Source organism: Shewanella sp. (assembly GCF_051658185.1).
Classification (GTDB): Bacteria; Pseudomonadota; Gammaproteobacteria; order Enterobacterales; family Shewanellaceae; genus Shewanella.
The window spans coordinates 1-14,723 of record NZ_JBOFMC010000195.1 but is presented as its reverse complement, the minus strand read 5'-3'; the positions used below and the strand labels follow the sequence as shown (position 1 = coordinate 14,723).

17 protein-coding genes are annotated in these 14,723 nt (G+C 48.3%); 1 reads left to right on the top strand and 16 read right to left on the bottom strand.

All coding sequences use genetic code 11. From position 1 onward, the window contains the following. The 13 genes from tsaB to trmJ form a co-directional block, all read right to left on the bottom strand. Positions 1–451: tRNA (adenosine(37)-N6)-threonylcarbamoyltransferase complex dimerization subunit type 1 TsaB (gene tsaB / locus ACRCZA_RS07830; RefSeq protein ID WP_438673894.1), on the bottom strand; the 451-nt coding region annotated here is incomplete at its 3' end. Positions 452–796: 345 nt separating this feature from the next. Beyond that, positions 797–1,228 carry a nucleoside-diphosphate kinase gene (ndk, locus tag ACRCZA_RS07825; protein ID WP_438673893.1) on the bottom strand — a complete coding sequence of 144 codons (432 nt, stop codon included), beginning with the start codon at positions 1,226–1,228 and terminating at the stop codon, positions 797–799. Positions 1,229–1,486: 258 nt separating this feature from the next. After that, positions 1,487–1,654 (bottom strand): hypothetical protein, encoded by a 168-nt coding sequence (locus tag ACRCZA_RS07820; RefSeq protein WP_438673892.1) that lies wholly within the window; start codon positions 1,652–1,654, stop codon positions 1,487–1,489. 413 nt (positions 1,655–2,067) lie between these two features. After that, complete coding sequence (gene rimK / locus ACRCZA_RS07815; RefSeq protein WP_438673891.1) at positions 2,068–2,973, bottom strand: 30S ribosomal protein S6--L-glutamate ligase; 906 nt, start codon at positions 2,971–2,973, stop codon at positions 2,068–2,070. A 440-nt stretch (positions 2,974–3,413) separates the two neighbouring features. Next, the gene (fdx, locus tag ACRCZA_RS07810) at positions 3,414–3,752 is read right to left on the bottom strand and encodes an ISC system 2Fe-2S type ferredoxin (RefSeq protein ID WP_438673890.1); all 339 of its coding nucleotides are present in this window, start codon (positions 3,750–3,752) and stop codon (positions 3,414–3,416) included. Between the two features lie 8 nt (positions 3,753–3,760). Further along, the gene (gene hscA / locus ACRCZA_RS07805; RefSeq protein WP_438673889.1) at positions 3,761–5,623 is read right to left on the bottom strand and encodes a Fe-S protein assembly chaperone HscA; all 1,863 of its coding nucleotides are present in this window, start codon (positions 5,621–5,623) and stop codon (positions 3,761–3,763) included. A 68-nt stretch (positions 5,624–5,691) separates the two neighbouring features. Beyond that, complete coding sequence (gene hscB / locus ACRCZA_RS07800) at positions 5,692–6,216, bottom strand: co-chaperone HscB (RefSeq protein WP_438673888.1); 525 nt, start codon at positions 6,214–6,216, stop codon at positions 5,692–5,694. A gap of 15 nt (positions 6,217–6,231) precedes the next feature. Then, a complete protein-coding gene (iscA, locus tag ACRCZA_RS07795) occupies positions 6,232–6,555 on the bottom strand; it encodes an iron-sulfur cluster assembly protein IscA (protein ID WP_438673887.1) in 324 nt (107 codons plus the stop codon). 14 nt (positions 6,556–6,569) lie between these two features. Beyond that, positions 6,570–6,953, bottom strand: a complete 384-nt coding sequence (gene iscU / locus ACRCZA_RS07790) for a Fe-S cluster assembly scaffold IscU (RefSeq protein WP_011072277.1) — start codon at positions 6,951–6,953, stop codon at positions 6,570–6,572. 35 nt (positions 6,954–6,988) lie between these two features. After that, positions 6,989–8,203, bottom strand: a complete 1,215-nt coding sequence (locus tag ACRCZA_RS07785) for an IscS subfamily cysteine desulfurase (RefSeq protein WP_438673886.1) — start codon at positions 8,201–8,203, stop codon at positions 6,989–6,991. Between the two features lie 74 nt (positions 8,204–8,277). Further along, positions 8,278–8,739, bottom strand: coding sequence for a Fe-S cluster assembly transcriptional regulator IscR (gene iscR, locus ACRCZA_RS07780; RefSeq protein WP_438673885.1), 462 nt, complete (start codon positions 8,737–8,739; stop codon positions 8,278–8,280). A gap of 420 nt (positions 8,740–9,159) precedes the next feature. Then, on the bottom strand, positions 9,160–9,981 hold the full coding sequence (cysE, locus tag ACRCZA_RS07775) for a serine O-acetyltransferase (RefSeq protein ID WP_438673884.1): 822 nt from the start codon (positions 9,979–9,981) through the stop codon (positions 9,160–9,162). A 44-nt stretch (positions 9,982–10,025) separates the two neighbouring features. Continuing rightward, on the bottom strand, positions 10,026–10,751 hold the full coding sequence (gene trmJ / locus ACRCZA_RS07770; protein WP_438673883.1) for a tRNA (cytosine(32)/uridine(32)-2'-O)-methyltransferase TrmJ: 726 nt from the start codon (positions 10,749–10,751) through the stop codon (positions 10,026–10,028). A 153-nt stretch (positions 10,752–10,904) separates the two neighbouring features. Between trmJ and suhB the strand changes: the two genes are divergently transcribed. Beyond that, positions 10,905–11,708, top strand: coding sequence for an inositol-1-monophosphatase (suhB, locus tag ACRCZA_RS07765; protein ID WP_438673882.1), 804 nt, complete (start codon positions 10,905–10,907; stop codon positions 11,706–11,708). A 241-nt stretch (positions 11,709–11,949) separates the two neighbouring features. On the opposite strand, the gene lolE is transcribed toward suhB, so the two are convergent. From lolE to ACRCZA_RS07750, 3 genes are all read right to left on the bottom strand, one after another. Then, positions 11,950–13,200: a lipoprotein-releasing ABC transporter permease subunit LolE gene (gene lolE, locus ACRCZA_RS07760; protein ID WP_438673881.1), complete on the bottom strand. Its 1,251-nt coding sequence runs from the start codon at positions 13,198–13,200 to the stop codon at positions 11,950–11,952. Next, complete coding sequence (gene lolD / locus ACRCZA_RS07755) at positions 13,197–13,892, bottom strand: lipoprotein-releasing ABC transporter ATP-binding protein LolD (protein WP_438673880.1); 696 nt, start codon at positions 13,890–13,892, stop codon at positions 13,197–13,199. Before lolD ends, lolE begins: the two co-directional genes overlap by 4 nt. Positions 13,893–13,943: 51 nt before the next feature. Then, a partial coding sequence (locus tag ACRCZA_RS07750) for an FtsX-like permease family protein (protein ID WP_438673879.1) occupies positions 13,944–14,723 on the bottom strand: 780 nt, incomplete at its 5' end.

The window sequence follows — 14,723 nt, the reverse complement described above, 5'->3', positions numbered from 1 at the left end:
CACTTACCACCTCAACGCCCACTAACGTCGCCACGCCATGGCGTGCAACAAATTGCCCCCAATACACTTCGCCCATGCGGGCATCAATGGCACAGACGATCTGTTCAGCCCGGTGGACTGTTATCGCCATTTGCGCCATGGCCGCGAGAGTCGAAATCCCAATCACGGGGATATCAAGGCCCAGCGCTAACCCTTGGGTCATACTGGTGCAAATGCGGATCCCGGTAAAACTTCCGGGGCCACGGCCATAGGCAATGGCGTCGACGGTATCAAGCCCAATACCCGCGCGCTGCAATACGGTTTCAACCATAGGCAATAAGCGCTGACTATGTTCACGGGGCGCATCGGCAAGTTCTGAAAAAATCTGACCTTGATAATAAAGCGCTGCCGAGCAGGCTTCGGTACACGTATCTAACGCTAAGATACAAGCTGAGTGTGGTGTTGTTGTCATGTAAAAACCAATTTTTTGCGGACAGGTAAAGCTCCATATCAGCAGCTGATAATAAAGCCTTAATGCCATTACTAAACTGGCGCAAATAATAACATCAAAAATCCGAAAACATAGGATTAATCACCGCGAGGGCCAATATCACCCCTCGGCAGACGGGCCCGAACGCAGATCTTCCGAGGCCATGCTTTCGCACATCACCAATTGACGGCTATCTTTTCACTGCATAAAAAAACGGCCCTAGCAATTACGCTAGGGCCGTTTATTATCACCTAAACTCGGCATCCACCTGTCGAAAGCAAAATAGCTACACGGATGTATCGTCCGAGTGAAGTCCTACCACTCAACTTAACGAGTACGTGGGCACAGCTCTTCAGCACTGAAGAAATAAGCGATTTCACGGGCAGCAGAAGTTAAAGAATCTGAACCGTGCGCCGCGTTTTCATCGATGCTTTCAGCGAAATCGGCACGAATGGTACCAGGAGCTGCTTGAGCTGGATTGGTTGCACCTAAAATTTCACGGTGAGCAAGAACTGCGTTTTCGCCTTCTAACACTTGTACCATGATAGGACCAGAAGTCATAAAGGCCACTAAAGCACCAAAGAAACCACGCTCACTGTGCTCAGCATAGAAACCTTCGGCTTGTTCTTTAGTCAGGTGGACCATTTTTGCTGCTACGATCTTCAGACCTGCAGTTTCAAAACGATTGTAGATAGCACCGATGTGGTTCTTTGCAACAGCATCAGGCTTAATGATAGAAAATGTGCGTTCGATCGCCATAATAACAAGCTTCCTTTGTCAGCTAGTATAAAAATTCGCGCGGATTATACGAAATAAAAAAAATAAATCCTACCCTTATAACAAATAACTCTGAGAGATGACTCACATTGGCTGGATGTCTGATGAGCTTAACCGCACAAAAAAACCACGATAGCCTAAAGCTAGCGTGGTTTTTAACAATGCACCGCCATATATGCGATGCCTAGCAGCAAACAATAACCCAGATATCATTCTGGGATCTGATGCCTTATCAGCCGACTACTTACGATTTTTTGCCCAAACACCCGCCACAGCGATCAGCGCGACTAAAATAATCGCTGGCAATAGATCGAGTAGATGGTGAAATAACCCGACCCCGCCGTGTCCCTCATGGGCCCACACCATTGTTGGTAATAAACTCACTAACAATACAAGCAAAAGTTTCATGTGAACGTCCTTGCAGTTGCCTAATTCGGTTAATTCACCCTCGATATTAACCAATAAGCAACAAGGTACGGCATTCCTATAAAAATAAATTGATGATGATCAAAGTCGGATAACAATCTCAATTCACGGTAGTCAAATGTGATCAACATCACGCGATTCAACTCACCCACGGACAAATTGATGCCACTGATGGGGCTAATCTTGCGCGATTTCATGCTGCAGCGCGCATTATCATCATTGAGCATTGAGCATTGAGCATTGAGCAGCAAACATGGTTCAAAGGCGCTTAACCAAGCGCCTCAGTTTAACTTTATGCTTAACTTTATTTGGCTTAAGTTTATGTTCAGCATGCCAAACTCACTTGTTAATTCATCTTCTTGGTGAGCTGGCGACGTTAGCGTAACCACATTGACTTAACCTTGTGATGGCAACACCTTTTTCGCTTTGCAGGCATTTTTTTCAACAAACTCAATAATGGCACCCGCCACATCTTTAGCGGTAGCCCCTTCAATTCCTTCAAGTCCTGGGGATGAATTGACTTCCATCACTAAAGGACCGTGATTGGAGCGTAATAAATCCACGCCCGCGACATTGAGCCCCATGGTTTTAGCGGCACGAATGGCCACCGAGCGCTCTTCAGGCGTGAGCTTTACCAGACTGGCGGTACCACCTCGGTGCAGGTTAGAACGAAACTCACCGGGCATGGCTTGACGCTTCATCGCGGCAACCACTTTATCGCCTAGCACAAAACAACGGATATCGGCGCCGTTGGCTTCTTTAATATATTCTTGCACCATAATGTTGGCTTTGAGCCCCATAAAGGCTTCAATCACGCTTTCGGCGGCCTTACGCGTCTCTGCCAACACCACACCGATCCCCTGTGTGCCTTCGAGTAATTTAATCACCAGCGGCGCCCCGCCCACCATCTCGATCAGATCGGGAATATCACTGGGCTTATTTGCAAAACCCGTGATAGGTAAACCAATCCCTCGGCGAGACATTAATTGCATTGACCGTAACTTATCGCGAGAACGAGAAATACCCACCGAGTCATTCAATGCGTACACGCCCATCATTTCAAACTGGCGCAAGACCGCTGAGCCATAAAAGGTAATAGAGGCCCCAATACGGGGGATCACCGCATCAAAGGTGGGTAATTCTTGCCCACCAATATGAATGCTTGATTGCCGCATATTGATATTCATATAACATTCAAGGGGATTGATCACCCGGACTTCATGTCCCCTAAGCTCCGCCGCTTCCACGAGTCGCTTTGTTGAATATAATTGTGGCCCTTGCGATAGGATCGCGATTCTCATGCTGGTCTCCAGCAACCATGTTATTTTGAGCGCATAATACGCCTGCCAAGGGATAAATCAATCATCCGATGAGTGCTTAAGCCGAGTGACGAACAATGGAACATTTTTGCAGCAATTTGCGCAGATTTCAGGCAAAACAATGCCCTACATAGGTGATATGTTGTGAGTCGAGGGGTGAGCCCGATGGCGTCACACTCAGCGGCGCCCTACTGAGTATAGAGGCAGCCCTTCAAACAGGGGGACAACATCACGGCGATGAAGCTGAAGCTGCAGCCATGTTCACTGCGGCACGTTAACCTGAACTTATTGAATGTATTAGCCAGTAATCATTAGCAAAGCGGCTTACTAAAGCAAGCTGTACTAAAGGACCTAATATGTTGCAGCCTACATAAAAAAACCAGTCACTTGGACTGGTTTTAACATCAGAGTAAATATGGCTATTAATTGCCTTCGCTCACCATGTTGACGGTGTACTTAGGAATTTCAATGACCAGATCCGCGTCGACGACCTTTGCCTGACAAGATAAACGACTCTCAGGCTCCAATCCCCACGCTTTATCTAACATGTCATCTTCCAGCTCATCGCTAGGTTCAAGCTCATCAAATCCTTCGCGTACAATGCAATGGCAAGTTGTACAAGCACAGGATTTTTCACAAGCATGCTCGATATGGATCCCATTGCGCAGCGCCACATCAAGAATCGTTTCACCAACATTCGCCTCCACAACTGCACCATCGGGACACAGTTCGGCGTGGGGAAGAAAGACTAATTGGGGCATCACATCACCTATATATTGTCAATCGATTGGCCCTTAAAGGCCACTCGAATAGAATTGTCCATACGTCTGGCGGCAAAATCTTGAGTCTGCTCATCCAGGGTTTCAATCGCTCGTTGAATCGCATCGGCATCATCACCGCTGGCCAACTGCGCCACTTGCAGCATGACTGCCTCGATTTGCGCTCGTTCCTGTTCATTCAGTAAAGCGCCATCTTTAGCCAGAGCGGCATTCAATGATTCTAATACTCGCGCCGCTTCAACCTGCTGCTCAGCCAGCATACGCCGACCGATGTCTTCTTTGGCATGCTTCATCGAGTCTTTGAGCATAGTGGCAATTTCAGTATCCGATAAACCAAAGGAGGGTTTCACTTGAATGCTCGATTGCACTCCAGTGGATTTCTCCATTGCGGTGACACTGAGCAAACCATCAGCGTCGACTTGGAACGTCACGCGGATATGGGCCGCCCCCGCCGCTAAAGGCGGTATACCTTTTAAAGTAAAGCGCGCCAGTGAGCGACAATCGGCGACTAATTCACGCTCTCCTTGTACCACATGAAAAGCCATGGCCGTTTGGCCATCTTTAAAGGTGGTAAACTCTTGGGCACGCGCGACGGGGATAGTGGTATTACGAGACACCACTTTTTCGACTAGGCCGCCCATGGTTTCGATCCCTAAGGACAGCGGGATCACATCAAGCAGTAGCAGATCCGAATCGGGTTTATTGCCGACTAAAATATCAGCTTGAATCGCTGCGCCAATGGCCACCACGCGATCAGGATCGATGGAAGTCAATGGTACTTTACCAAAGAAGGCCTCAACCTGTTCGCGCACTAATGGCACACGGGTCGAGCCACCGACCATCACGATTTCAAGCACTTCCTCAGCGCTCACTCCGGCATCTCGCAGCGTACGACGACAGCTGGCAATGGTTTTTTTCACTAAGCTGCGGATCAAATCCTCAAATTCTGCTTTTGTGATCCGCCCTGTCAGTTCAGTGCCATCACTGAGCACAATCTTGGCCTCTGTGTCACTGGCATCGGTTAAGGCTTCTTTGACGCGGCGCGCTTCAATCAACAGCTGCCGACTTAAGGGCGCATCAATGTCCGACAGTTGCCATAATTGCTGCAGGTGAAGTTGCAGAAGATGATCAAAATCATCCCCACCTAAGGCGGAATCGCCTCCGGTGGCTAAGACTTCAAAGACCCCTCGGTTCAACCGCAAAATAGAAATATCAAAGGTACCACCACCTAAGTCATAGATGGCAATCACCCCTTCTTGCTTCGAGTCTAAACCATAGGCAATGGCCGCCGCGGTGGGTTCATTTAATAAGCGCAAGACTTTCACGCCCAATAACGCCGCCGCATCCTTAGTACCTTGACGCTGAGCATCATCGAAATAGGCAGGCACAGTGATCACCGCGCCTTGCAAGTCTCCGCCTAAGGTTTTTTCGGCCCTTGCGATAAGCGGGCGCAGGATTTCAGCAGAAACCTGTACCGGATTCACTGTACCTTGCGGCGTCACAAACAGAGGTAAACCATTATCACTGACGTCAAACTGATAGGGAAAAGCTTGCTCTCCCCCTTGGATATCGGCAAGGCTACGTCCCATAAAACGCTTCACGGACACGATAGTGTTTTGTGGATCCTTGGCCGAATGGAGGGCCGCAATGTGGCCAACCTCAACGCCCTCTTGGGTATAACGCACGATGGAAGGTAACGAATGTTGTCCCTGCTCGTCGGGTAAGGTTGCCGGTTGTCCGCTACGCACGGCGGCAACTAAAGAATTGGTGGTACCTAAATCAATACCAACGGCAAGTCGATGTTGATGCGGCGCGGCACTTTGTCCGGGCTCCGCAATCTGCAAAAGGGCCATATTTATCCAACTTAAGTCAGGCTAACTCGAACAGAGTTGAGTCAGCTTAATCACATGAACACGAAGGATTAATCTAACAGAGCATCTTCCACTCTGGTCAATTCATCCTGCAATTTTGCCATAAATTTGAGCTTACGCACTTGATCTGCCGCTAACAATCCCTCTTCTTGACTCGCACTATTGAGCAGCTGCGTGAGCCGCTGAGTAATTTGAGCACGATAGTCAGCAAAGGACTCATAGAGCGCATCGATGGTATCTTGGGGGGCGGCAAGGTGGCGCACATCTTCTAGAGCTTCGCGCCATTCCATTTGCTGCAGCAAAAAAGCGGTATCTTTCACGGTCGTGGTTTCATGACTTAAGTCAATACCACGCAGTGACAACAGATGTTCAGCGCGGCGAATGGGATCCTTTAGGGTTTGGTAACCATCATTCACCTGAGCCGTACGTTGTACCGACAGTAATTTTTGCTGCTCAGTATCATGGGCAAATTTATCGGGATGCACCGCACGTTGCAGTTCGCGGTAACGCTCTGCAAGTAGTGCGGTGTCAATATCGAAGGCTGGGGGAAATTTAAACAGCTCGAAATAATTCATGGGTCAACTTTAGGGTTAAACGGTGAAACTCTCACCACAACCACACTCACCTTTTGCGTTAGGATTGTTAAATTGAAACCCTTCATTGAGTCCTTCTTTAACAAAATCCAGTTCAATACCCTGAAGATAGATAAAACTCTTAGCGTCGATAATGATTTTCACACCATCAATATCAAAAACTTCATCGTCATCGTTCAACGCATCAACAAACTCAAGTACATAAGCCATACCGGAACAGCCAGAGGTTCTTAAGCCGAGGCGAAGACCAATGCCTTTACCTCGGTTTGCTAAGAAAGTTCTGACACGATCGGTTGCCGCTGGGGTCATTGTAATCGCCATCTTTACTCCAGATGTTACTTAGCTTGCTTCGATTTATACTCATCAATCGCGGCTTTGATAGCATCTTCTGCCAAAATGGAGCAGTGGATCTTAACCGGTGGCAAGGCTAATTCTTCAGCAATATCCGTGTTTTTAATGGCTGCAGCCTGCTCGATAGTCTTACCCTTAACCCATTCGGTTACTAGCGAACTTGAGGCAATGGCACTACCACAACCATAGGTTTTGAACTTAGCATCTTCAATGATGCCGTCCGCCCCAATTTTAAGTTGTAACTTCATCACATCACCACAAGCGGGCGCACCCACCATCCCAGTGACAACTGAAGGGTCGTTTTTATCGAAAGAACCGACGTTACGTGGGTTCTCATAATGATCAATTACTTTTTCACTGTAAGCCATGGTACTGCTCCAAAATTATCTATTAATGGGGTGAATTAGTGGTGAGCCCACTGCACCTGATTGAGGTCAACACCGTCTTTAAACATCTCCCATAGTGGAGACATTTCTCTTAACTTATCAATAGATTGGGTAATAGTTTCGATAGCATGATCGATTTCTTCATCCGTGGTAAAACGGCCAATGGAGAAACGAATTGAGCTATGGGCCATTTCATCATTTAAGCCCAGTGCGCGTAACACGTAGCTCGGCTCAAGGCTGGCTGAAGTACAGGCAGAACCAGAAGAAACGGCTAAATCCTTTAAGGCCATCATCAGTGATTCACCTTCAACATAGTTGAAGCTGACATTAAGGCTACCGCAGTAACGATCCGTCATATCACCGTTAATGTAGGTTTCTTCAATATGTTTGATGCCATTCCATAATTTATCGCGTAAACGACCAATGCGTTCGTTATCAGTCGCCATTTCGGCTTTTGCAATTGCGGCGGCTTCACCTAAACCCACAATTTGATGGGTCGCTAACGTGCCGCTACGCATGCCGCGTTCATGGCCACCACCGTGCATTTGCGCTTCTAAACGAATACGTGGCTTACGACGCACATAAAGTGCACCGATGCCCTTAGGACCATACATTTTATGACCGGAAATCGAAATTAAATCGACCTTGGTTTTTTGCACATCAATGGGTAATTTACCTGCGCTTTGGGCGGCATCCATATGGAAGATAATGCCCTTGGAACGACACAACTCACCGATAGCATCGATATCATGGATCACGCCAATTTCATTATTAACGTGCATAATGCTGACGAGGATAGTGTCTGGACGCATTGCCGCTTCAAGGCGCGCCATAGGAATAATGCCGTTAGAACCGGGCTCTAAGTAAGTGACTTCAAAACCTTCACGCTCAAGTTGACGGCAGGTATCAAGTACGGCTTTGTGTTCAGTTTTACTGGTGATGATGTGCTTGCCTTTCTTATTGTAAAAATGGGCAACACCTTTAATCGCCAAGTTGTTTGATTCTGTGGCGCCGGAGGTAAACACGATCTCACGGTGATCGGCATTAATCAAATCAGCGACTTGATTGCGAGCAATATCCACCGCTTCTTCAGCTTGCCAACCGTAACGATGTGAACGTGAGGCGGGGTTGCCAAAGATGCCATCCATTGTCATACATTTGAACATCTTTTCCGCGACTCTCGGATCGACAGGCGTGGTGGCGGCATAATCTAAATAGATAGGAAGCTTCATAACACACTCCGTACTGAGCAGTCTCTGCCGAGGCTACATACAACGTACAATATAATTTTGGTATAACAATGAACCTACAAAATGGCTCTTTGTTGCTTTTGCATCGTGTCTTGCTTAAGCGAGATAAACTGTACATCTCGCTTTTGCATCAAGCCGGCAAGACTTATGCCCTCTAAAAAATCTGAAATTTGTTTGCTTAAATCCCCCCACAGGGAGTGAGTTAAGCAGCGAGTACCACTTTGGCAGTTGCCCAATCCTTGACAGCGAGTAGCATCAACAGACTCATCGACAGCATGGACCACCATACCAACAGAAATATCGTCTGCATCGAGTCCTAAACGATAACCACCGCCAGGGCCTCGGACACTCGCAACCAAACCATGCTTTCTTAGCTTTGCGAAGAGTTGTTCCAGATAGGAAAGCGAAATCCCTTGTCTTTCAGAGATATCCGCTAAGGGAACCGGTCCCGATGCAGAGTGGATAGCCACATCCAGCATCGCGGTGACTGCATAACGACCTTTAGATGTCAGTTTCATAACTACAAAAGCTCCCGAACAGGTATGATGTCATTTCAACATACCTGAGTATTTCAGTCAAGTATAAAACCTACTGAATTACTCAACTATATAAATAGACAACTACCAATACCCTTTCGTCTTGGTGGGGTATTTAACCTTTTTCTGCTTTAAGATTCAATGCTAGAGCGGCAATTAATCGGCGCTCTAAGGCCGATATCGGGATCTACCGCACTATCTAAGACGCCTTGCCCCCTCACTCACGATCTGCGCCACTCAGGCCTACGCCATTTCCAGAGCAACACCGAGGGATAGTAGAGGACTTGTGCTGTTGGTTTATCCAGCACAAGAGTCACAGGTTTTGGTTTGGGGGATTCATTGGAATTGAGTGACTGAATTAAACCGCAGTTGTCAGTTTCAATCACTCATCAACAATCTATCTCAGATCCCGGGGTCAAACTCTTCAATGGCATGCTGACGTTTATCTGCAGCGGCTTTTTCGGCATCATTAAACTCACCAACATTAAGCTCAGGCAATTTATCCGTACACACATCTCCACCTAGATGTTGAATTGCCTGACATAATTCTTGAACCTTTGAATCCATTAAATGCATGTGGTCCAACATTTGGCCTATGGCATTAGCCACAGGATCAGGGTTATCAGGCGATACGGCATAGGCATCAAAGCCATATTTTTTCGCCATCGCACTGCGCCGCTCAGACTTTTCTTTCGACTGTGGCGACGGTGTTGCCACCACGCGACCAGGAATCCCGACCACTGTCGTATCCTTAGGCACATCTTTTACCACCACCGAATTGGAGCCAACGCGGGCGCCATCATGCATAGTGATAGGCCCGAGAATTTTGGCACCCGCGCCCACCACCACATTATTCTCCAGTGTTGGATGGCGTTTACCCGCTTGCCAACTGGTGCCACCTAAAGTCACCCCGTGGTATAAAGTGCAATCATCGCCAATTTCGGCGGTTTCACCAATAACCACTCCCATGCCATGATCAATAAAGAATCGGCGGCCAATGGTCGCGCCAGGATGGATCTCCACCCCAGTCATCCAACGGGAAAAAGTCGATAAACAACGCGCCATTAAGCGCCAATCACGCTGCCACAATTTATGGCTTATCCGGTGCAACCAAATGGCATGCATGCCCGGATAGTTAACTAAGATCTCAAAGGCACTGCGCGCCGCGGGATCGCGGTGATAAATCGATTCAATATCTTCTTTTAGCCTAGCGTACACACCCATGGTTGATCCTTTGCGATGGTGATAATTAACGGTTTAACCTTTGGCTATTTCTGTTTTTGGCTGACCACTTTGTCGATGGACGTTAAAATCCCTCTCAGGATGTTCATTTCCTGACTCTCAATCCGGGCGCGACTGAATAAACGGCGCAGTTTGGTCATCACCTGCCCTGGGTGGTTTTTGATGATAAACCCGGTGGATAACAAGGTGCTTTCTAGATGAACAAAGAAGCGTTCTTGATCGGCAGCCAAGGGATATTCCGTCGGTTCTTCGACCATCGCGGTTTGCGCCAAATGGGCTACGCGCGTTTCATAGCAAATGATCTGCACCGCTTGGGCGAGGTTGAGAGAACTGTATTCCGGGTTAGCCGGAATTGCGACATGATAGGTGCATTGCTGCAACTCTTCATTACTGAGGCCGTGATTTTCTCGGCCAAACACAATTGCCACGGGACCATTAAGACTTTCAGTCACCAATTTTTGTCCCGCTTCCCGGGGGTCAAGCATCGGCCAATCAAGCGTGCGACTGCGGGCACTGGTGGCAATCACCAAGCTGCAATCGGCGATGGCCTCCGCCAGCGAATCGACTTTGACTAGGTGTTTTAAGATATCGGAGGCACCCGCCGCTAACGCAATCGATTGTCCATCAGGCTCGACCCGTGGCTCAGCAAGATACAGGGTTGAGAGTCCCATCGTTTTCATCGCTCTTGCGGTAGAACCGATATTGCCGGGGTGAGATGTCCCCACTAAAACCACTCGAATATTATTTAGCATGAAACAACTTAATTTAATTCAAAAAACACTGTGAACGGATATTATCACAGGCGCCCGCGAATGCTTATATGAAAATCGGTATTTGATATAACATTCAAATCGAGTATAATGCGGCCCGCTATTTTAACGTTCTTTAACATCCAGGGGATTGCAATGCATCCGATGCTGACGATTGCTGTTCGCGCTGCTCGCGCGGCCGGCCAAACTATTATGCGCGCCTACACTGAACTTGACCGAGTGGAAGTCAGTGCTAAAGGTCTCAATGACTTTGTTACCAGTGTAGACAAGGAAGCAGAAGCGGCTATTACGTACCAAATTCGTAAATCTTATCCAGATCATACGATTGTGGGTGAAGAGAAAGGTGAAAACCGCGGCGACAATAAAGACTATATTTGGATAGTTGATCCTCTGGATGGCACTAACAACTTTGTTAGAGGCATTCCCCATTTCGCGGTGTCTATTGCCCTGCAATACAAAGGCAAGACCGAAGTCGCCGTTGTATACGATCCTGTCCGTGAAGAACTCTTCACCGCTGTTCGCGGTAAGGGTGCAAAACTGAACGATTTCCGTATCCGCGTCACCAATGTCAATGAGTTGACCTCAACCATTATTGGCACCGGTTTCCCATTCAAAGCACGTCAACATACTGAAAGCTATATGGCTATTTTTGGTGAAGTGTTTGGTCAATGTGCCGATTTACGCCGTGCAGGTTCTGCCGCATTAGATTTAGCCTACGTGGCTGCCGGTCGTTTAGACGGTTTCTTTGAAATTGGCTTAAAACCATGGGATATCGCCGCAGGCGATCTGATTTGCCGTGAAGCCGGTGGTACTGTGACTGATTTTACCGGTAATCATAATTATTTGATTTCTGGTAACATTGTGGCGGGTTCGCCTAAAGTGACCACCGAATTAGTCAAAATCATGCGTCCTTTATTGAATGAAGGCCTAAAGCGCTAATTGAGCCGCTTTGAGGTTTGAAGACTAAAAAAGCCTGTGATGTCATGCCGATATCACAGGCTTTTTGTTACCCCTTGGCGAACTCCGAAAGCTAAACCTATTCAAACTGCCTTGCTTGCAGAACGGCACATGGCTTGCCAGCGCCCTCTTCCCGCGACAACTGACTTTCCCGCTACGGCTGACTTTTCCCGCACCAGCTGATGACGCAAAGACCAGTGGCAATCCACACTATCTTAAAAAGCTACCTTCCCGCCAGTGCCTGTGCCGGGGCAATTTGACTCGCCTTCCAAGCCGGATATAAGGTGGCCACTAAGCTCATCATAAAGGCCATGAGGATCACCACTAGCGCATCTTGGCTATGTAATTCCGATGGCAAAAAGTCCACAAAATACACGTCCGCTGCCAACAATTCGATACCGAATAACCGCTCAATCCCAGTGGCGATATCACTTAAGTTGAGCGCGGTGCTCACGCCAATCACGCCCCCTAGCGCGCAGCCAAGTAGCCCATTTAAGGCACCCTGAACCATAAAAATGCCCATCACCGCTACGCGGCTGAGACCCATGGTCATCAAAATTGCAATTTCGGAGGATTTATCCCGCACCGCCATCACTAAAGTGGAGACGATATTAAAGCAGGCAACCGCGATAACCAACACTAACACTAGGTACATGACGGTGCGAACAAGTTGAATATCTTGATATAAATGCCCTTGAGTGCGGGTCCAATCGCTAATATAAACAGATTGTTGCTGGGCATAACCCAATTCACGAACCTTAACGGGAGCATCAAACACGTTATCGACACTGATCCGCACGCCCGTCACACCACTGTTCATATTTAAGATCTGCGCAGCATAGCGCATCGGAATATAGGCCGTGGTTAATTCAAGCTCGCCGCCTAAAGAATAAATCCCCGATACTATAAAACGATGGCTCTTGGCCGCCCGCAGGCTGCCGGCACCGTCGGGACTATTATCTTGTACATACAGTGCTAAGGTATCGCCGATCTCTAGCCCTAACTTTTTCAGTAGGCTCTTACCAAGAACGATATGATTTTCAGTCTGACTCAAGCTTTGCCAGCTTTCTTGGCTCATAAACTGGGCCAAGCTCGATACCTTCACTTCTTCTTGAGGATCAATCCCCACCACGGATAACCCTTGAAACCCGCCGGGTTTTTGCACCAATCCTTGCATCCGAATAAATGGCGCCGCGCCGCGGATCCCCTCAATCTGCATGGCGCCGTTAACCACCGCCGGCCAGTCAGTAATCGGCTCGTTCACCCCAACAATATCGGCCTGAGAGATCACCCCAAGCAGACGGCGCTCCAGCTCACGTTCGAAGCCATTCATTGCCGATAAGACGACGATCAGCACCGCCACGCCTAACGCGATACCTGCGGTGGAGGCAAAGGAAATAAAACTGATAAAACTGTTGGCTTGGCGCGCTCGATAAAAACGCCAGCCAATGGCAAGTGCTAAGGGGCCCTTCATGCTGGTGAATCCGTTGCCAGTTGCAGATAACCGTTTTTCATCATCAATTGCCGATCCATGCGTGCTGCGAGCTTATGATCGTGGGTAACCACCACAAAGGCGGTGCCCAATTGGTTGGCGAGTTCACGAATAAGTTCATATACCGCTTCACCACTGGTGGCATCAAGATTACCGGTCGGCTCATCTGCGAGCACTAATTTGGGCTGATTGATCAACGCCCGTGCGATAGCCACGCGTTGGCGCTCGCCCCCCGAAAGCTCGGCGGGAATGTGCGTTAAACGATGGCCTAAACCGACACGCTCGAGCAGCACTTTAGCCGCCGCAAGCGCCTGTTTACGGTCTTTGCCCTGAATAAACGCTGGCATGGCCACATTTTCTAGCGCGGTGAATTCAGGTAGCAAATGATGAAATTGATAAATAAAGCCAAGATCCTGATTGCGGATCTGTGCTTGGCGTGCACTGCTGACTTGATATAAATCTTCGCCAAGTAACAGTACCTTACCTGCTGTTGGCGCATCTAAAGTTCCCATAATGTGCAATAAGGTACTTTTGCCCGAACCTGAACTTCCGACAATCGCTAACTGCTCGCCTTTAAACACCTGTAAATCCACATTGGATAACACTTGGGTGGTCACGGCGCCATCATGATAACTCTTACTGACATTCTGCACTTGCAGTAACACATCTTGCATTCAGATCCTCTCAATTCTTACTCTGGCTTGGCCTCTCGCGCCAATCCGTAATTATTCGTAGCGCAATGCGCTAGCAGGTTGCACCCGAGCGGCGCGCAGCGCCGGATACAGCGTCGCCAGTAAGGTCACCATCAACGTGCCAATGACAATGGCGGATAATTGCATCCATTCCAACTTGATGGGTAACACTTGGCCTGAACCTAAAATTGACACCCCTAAGGCCGACATAATCCCATTCAAATTCAAGGTCAGCACAATCCCCACACTAAGGCCTAATACCAAACCCAATACCGCATTTAGCGAGCCTTGCACCACAAAAATGCCCATCACCATCGGCGTCGTTAATCCTTGGGTTTTGAGTACCGCCACGTCGGTGGTTTTATCCACCACCATCATCACCAGCGCCGAAACAATATTAAAGGCGGCCACCGCGACAATCAGGCTCAGCATCAGTGACATCATGTTTTTTTCCATTTTCACTGCGCCGAATAAATGGCCGTAGGTATCACGCCAATCGGTGGTTGTGGCGTTAATCCCCTGCTGCTGTAATAGCGCCTGTACACGGCCAGCAAGTGCCGGGGCGCTGAAGGGATCATTAAGATAAAGCCTTAATTGATCAATCGTTTCACTAGATTGACGCATTAACCGTCTGGCGTCTTGATAATGGATATAAGCCACGCCCGCATCGACCTGAGAGCCCATCTCAAAAATCCCTGACACCACAAACTTACGCTGACTCGGTACCGGTCCAAAGGGGGAGTAAACTACCCCATCCCCGCTCAATAACCGCACCGTATCCCCAGGCCCTACCTTAAGCTGACGTGCAAGCTC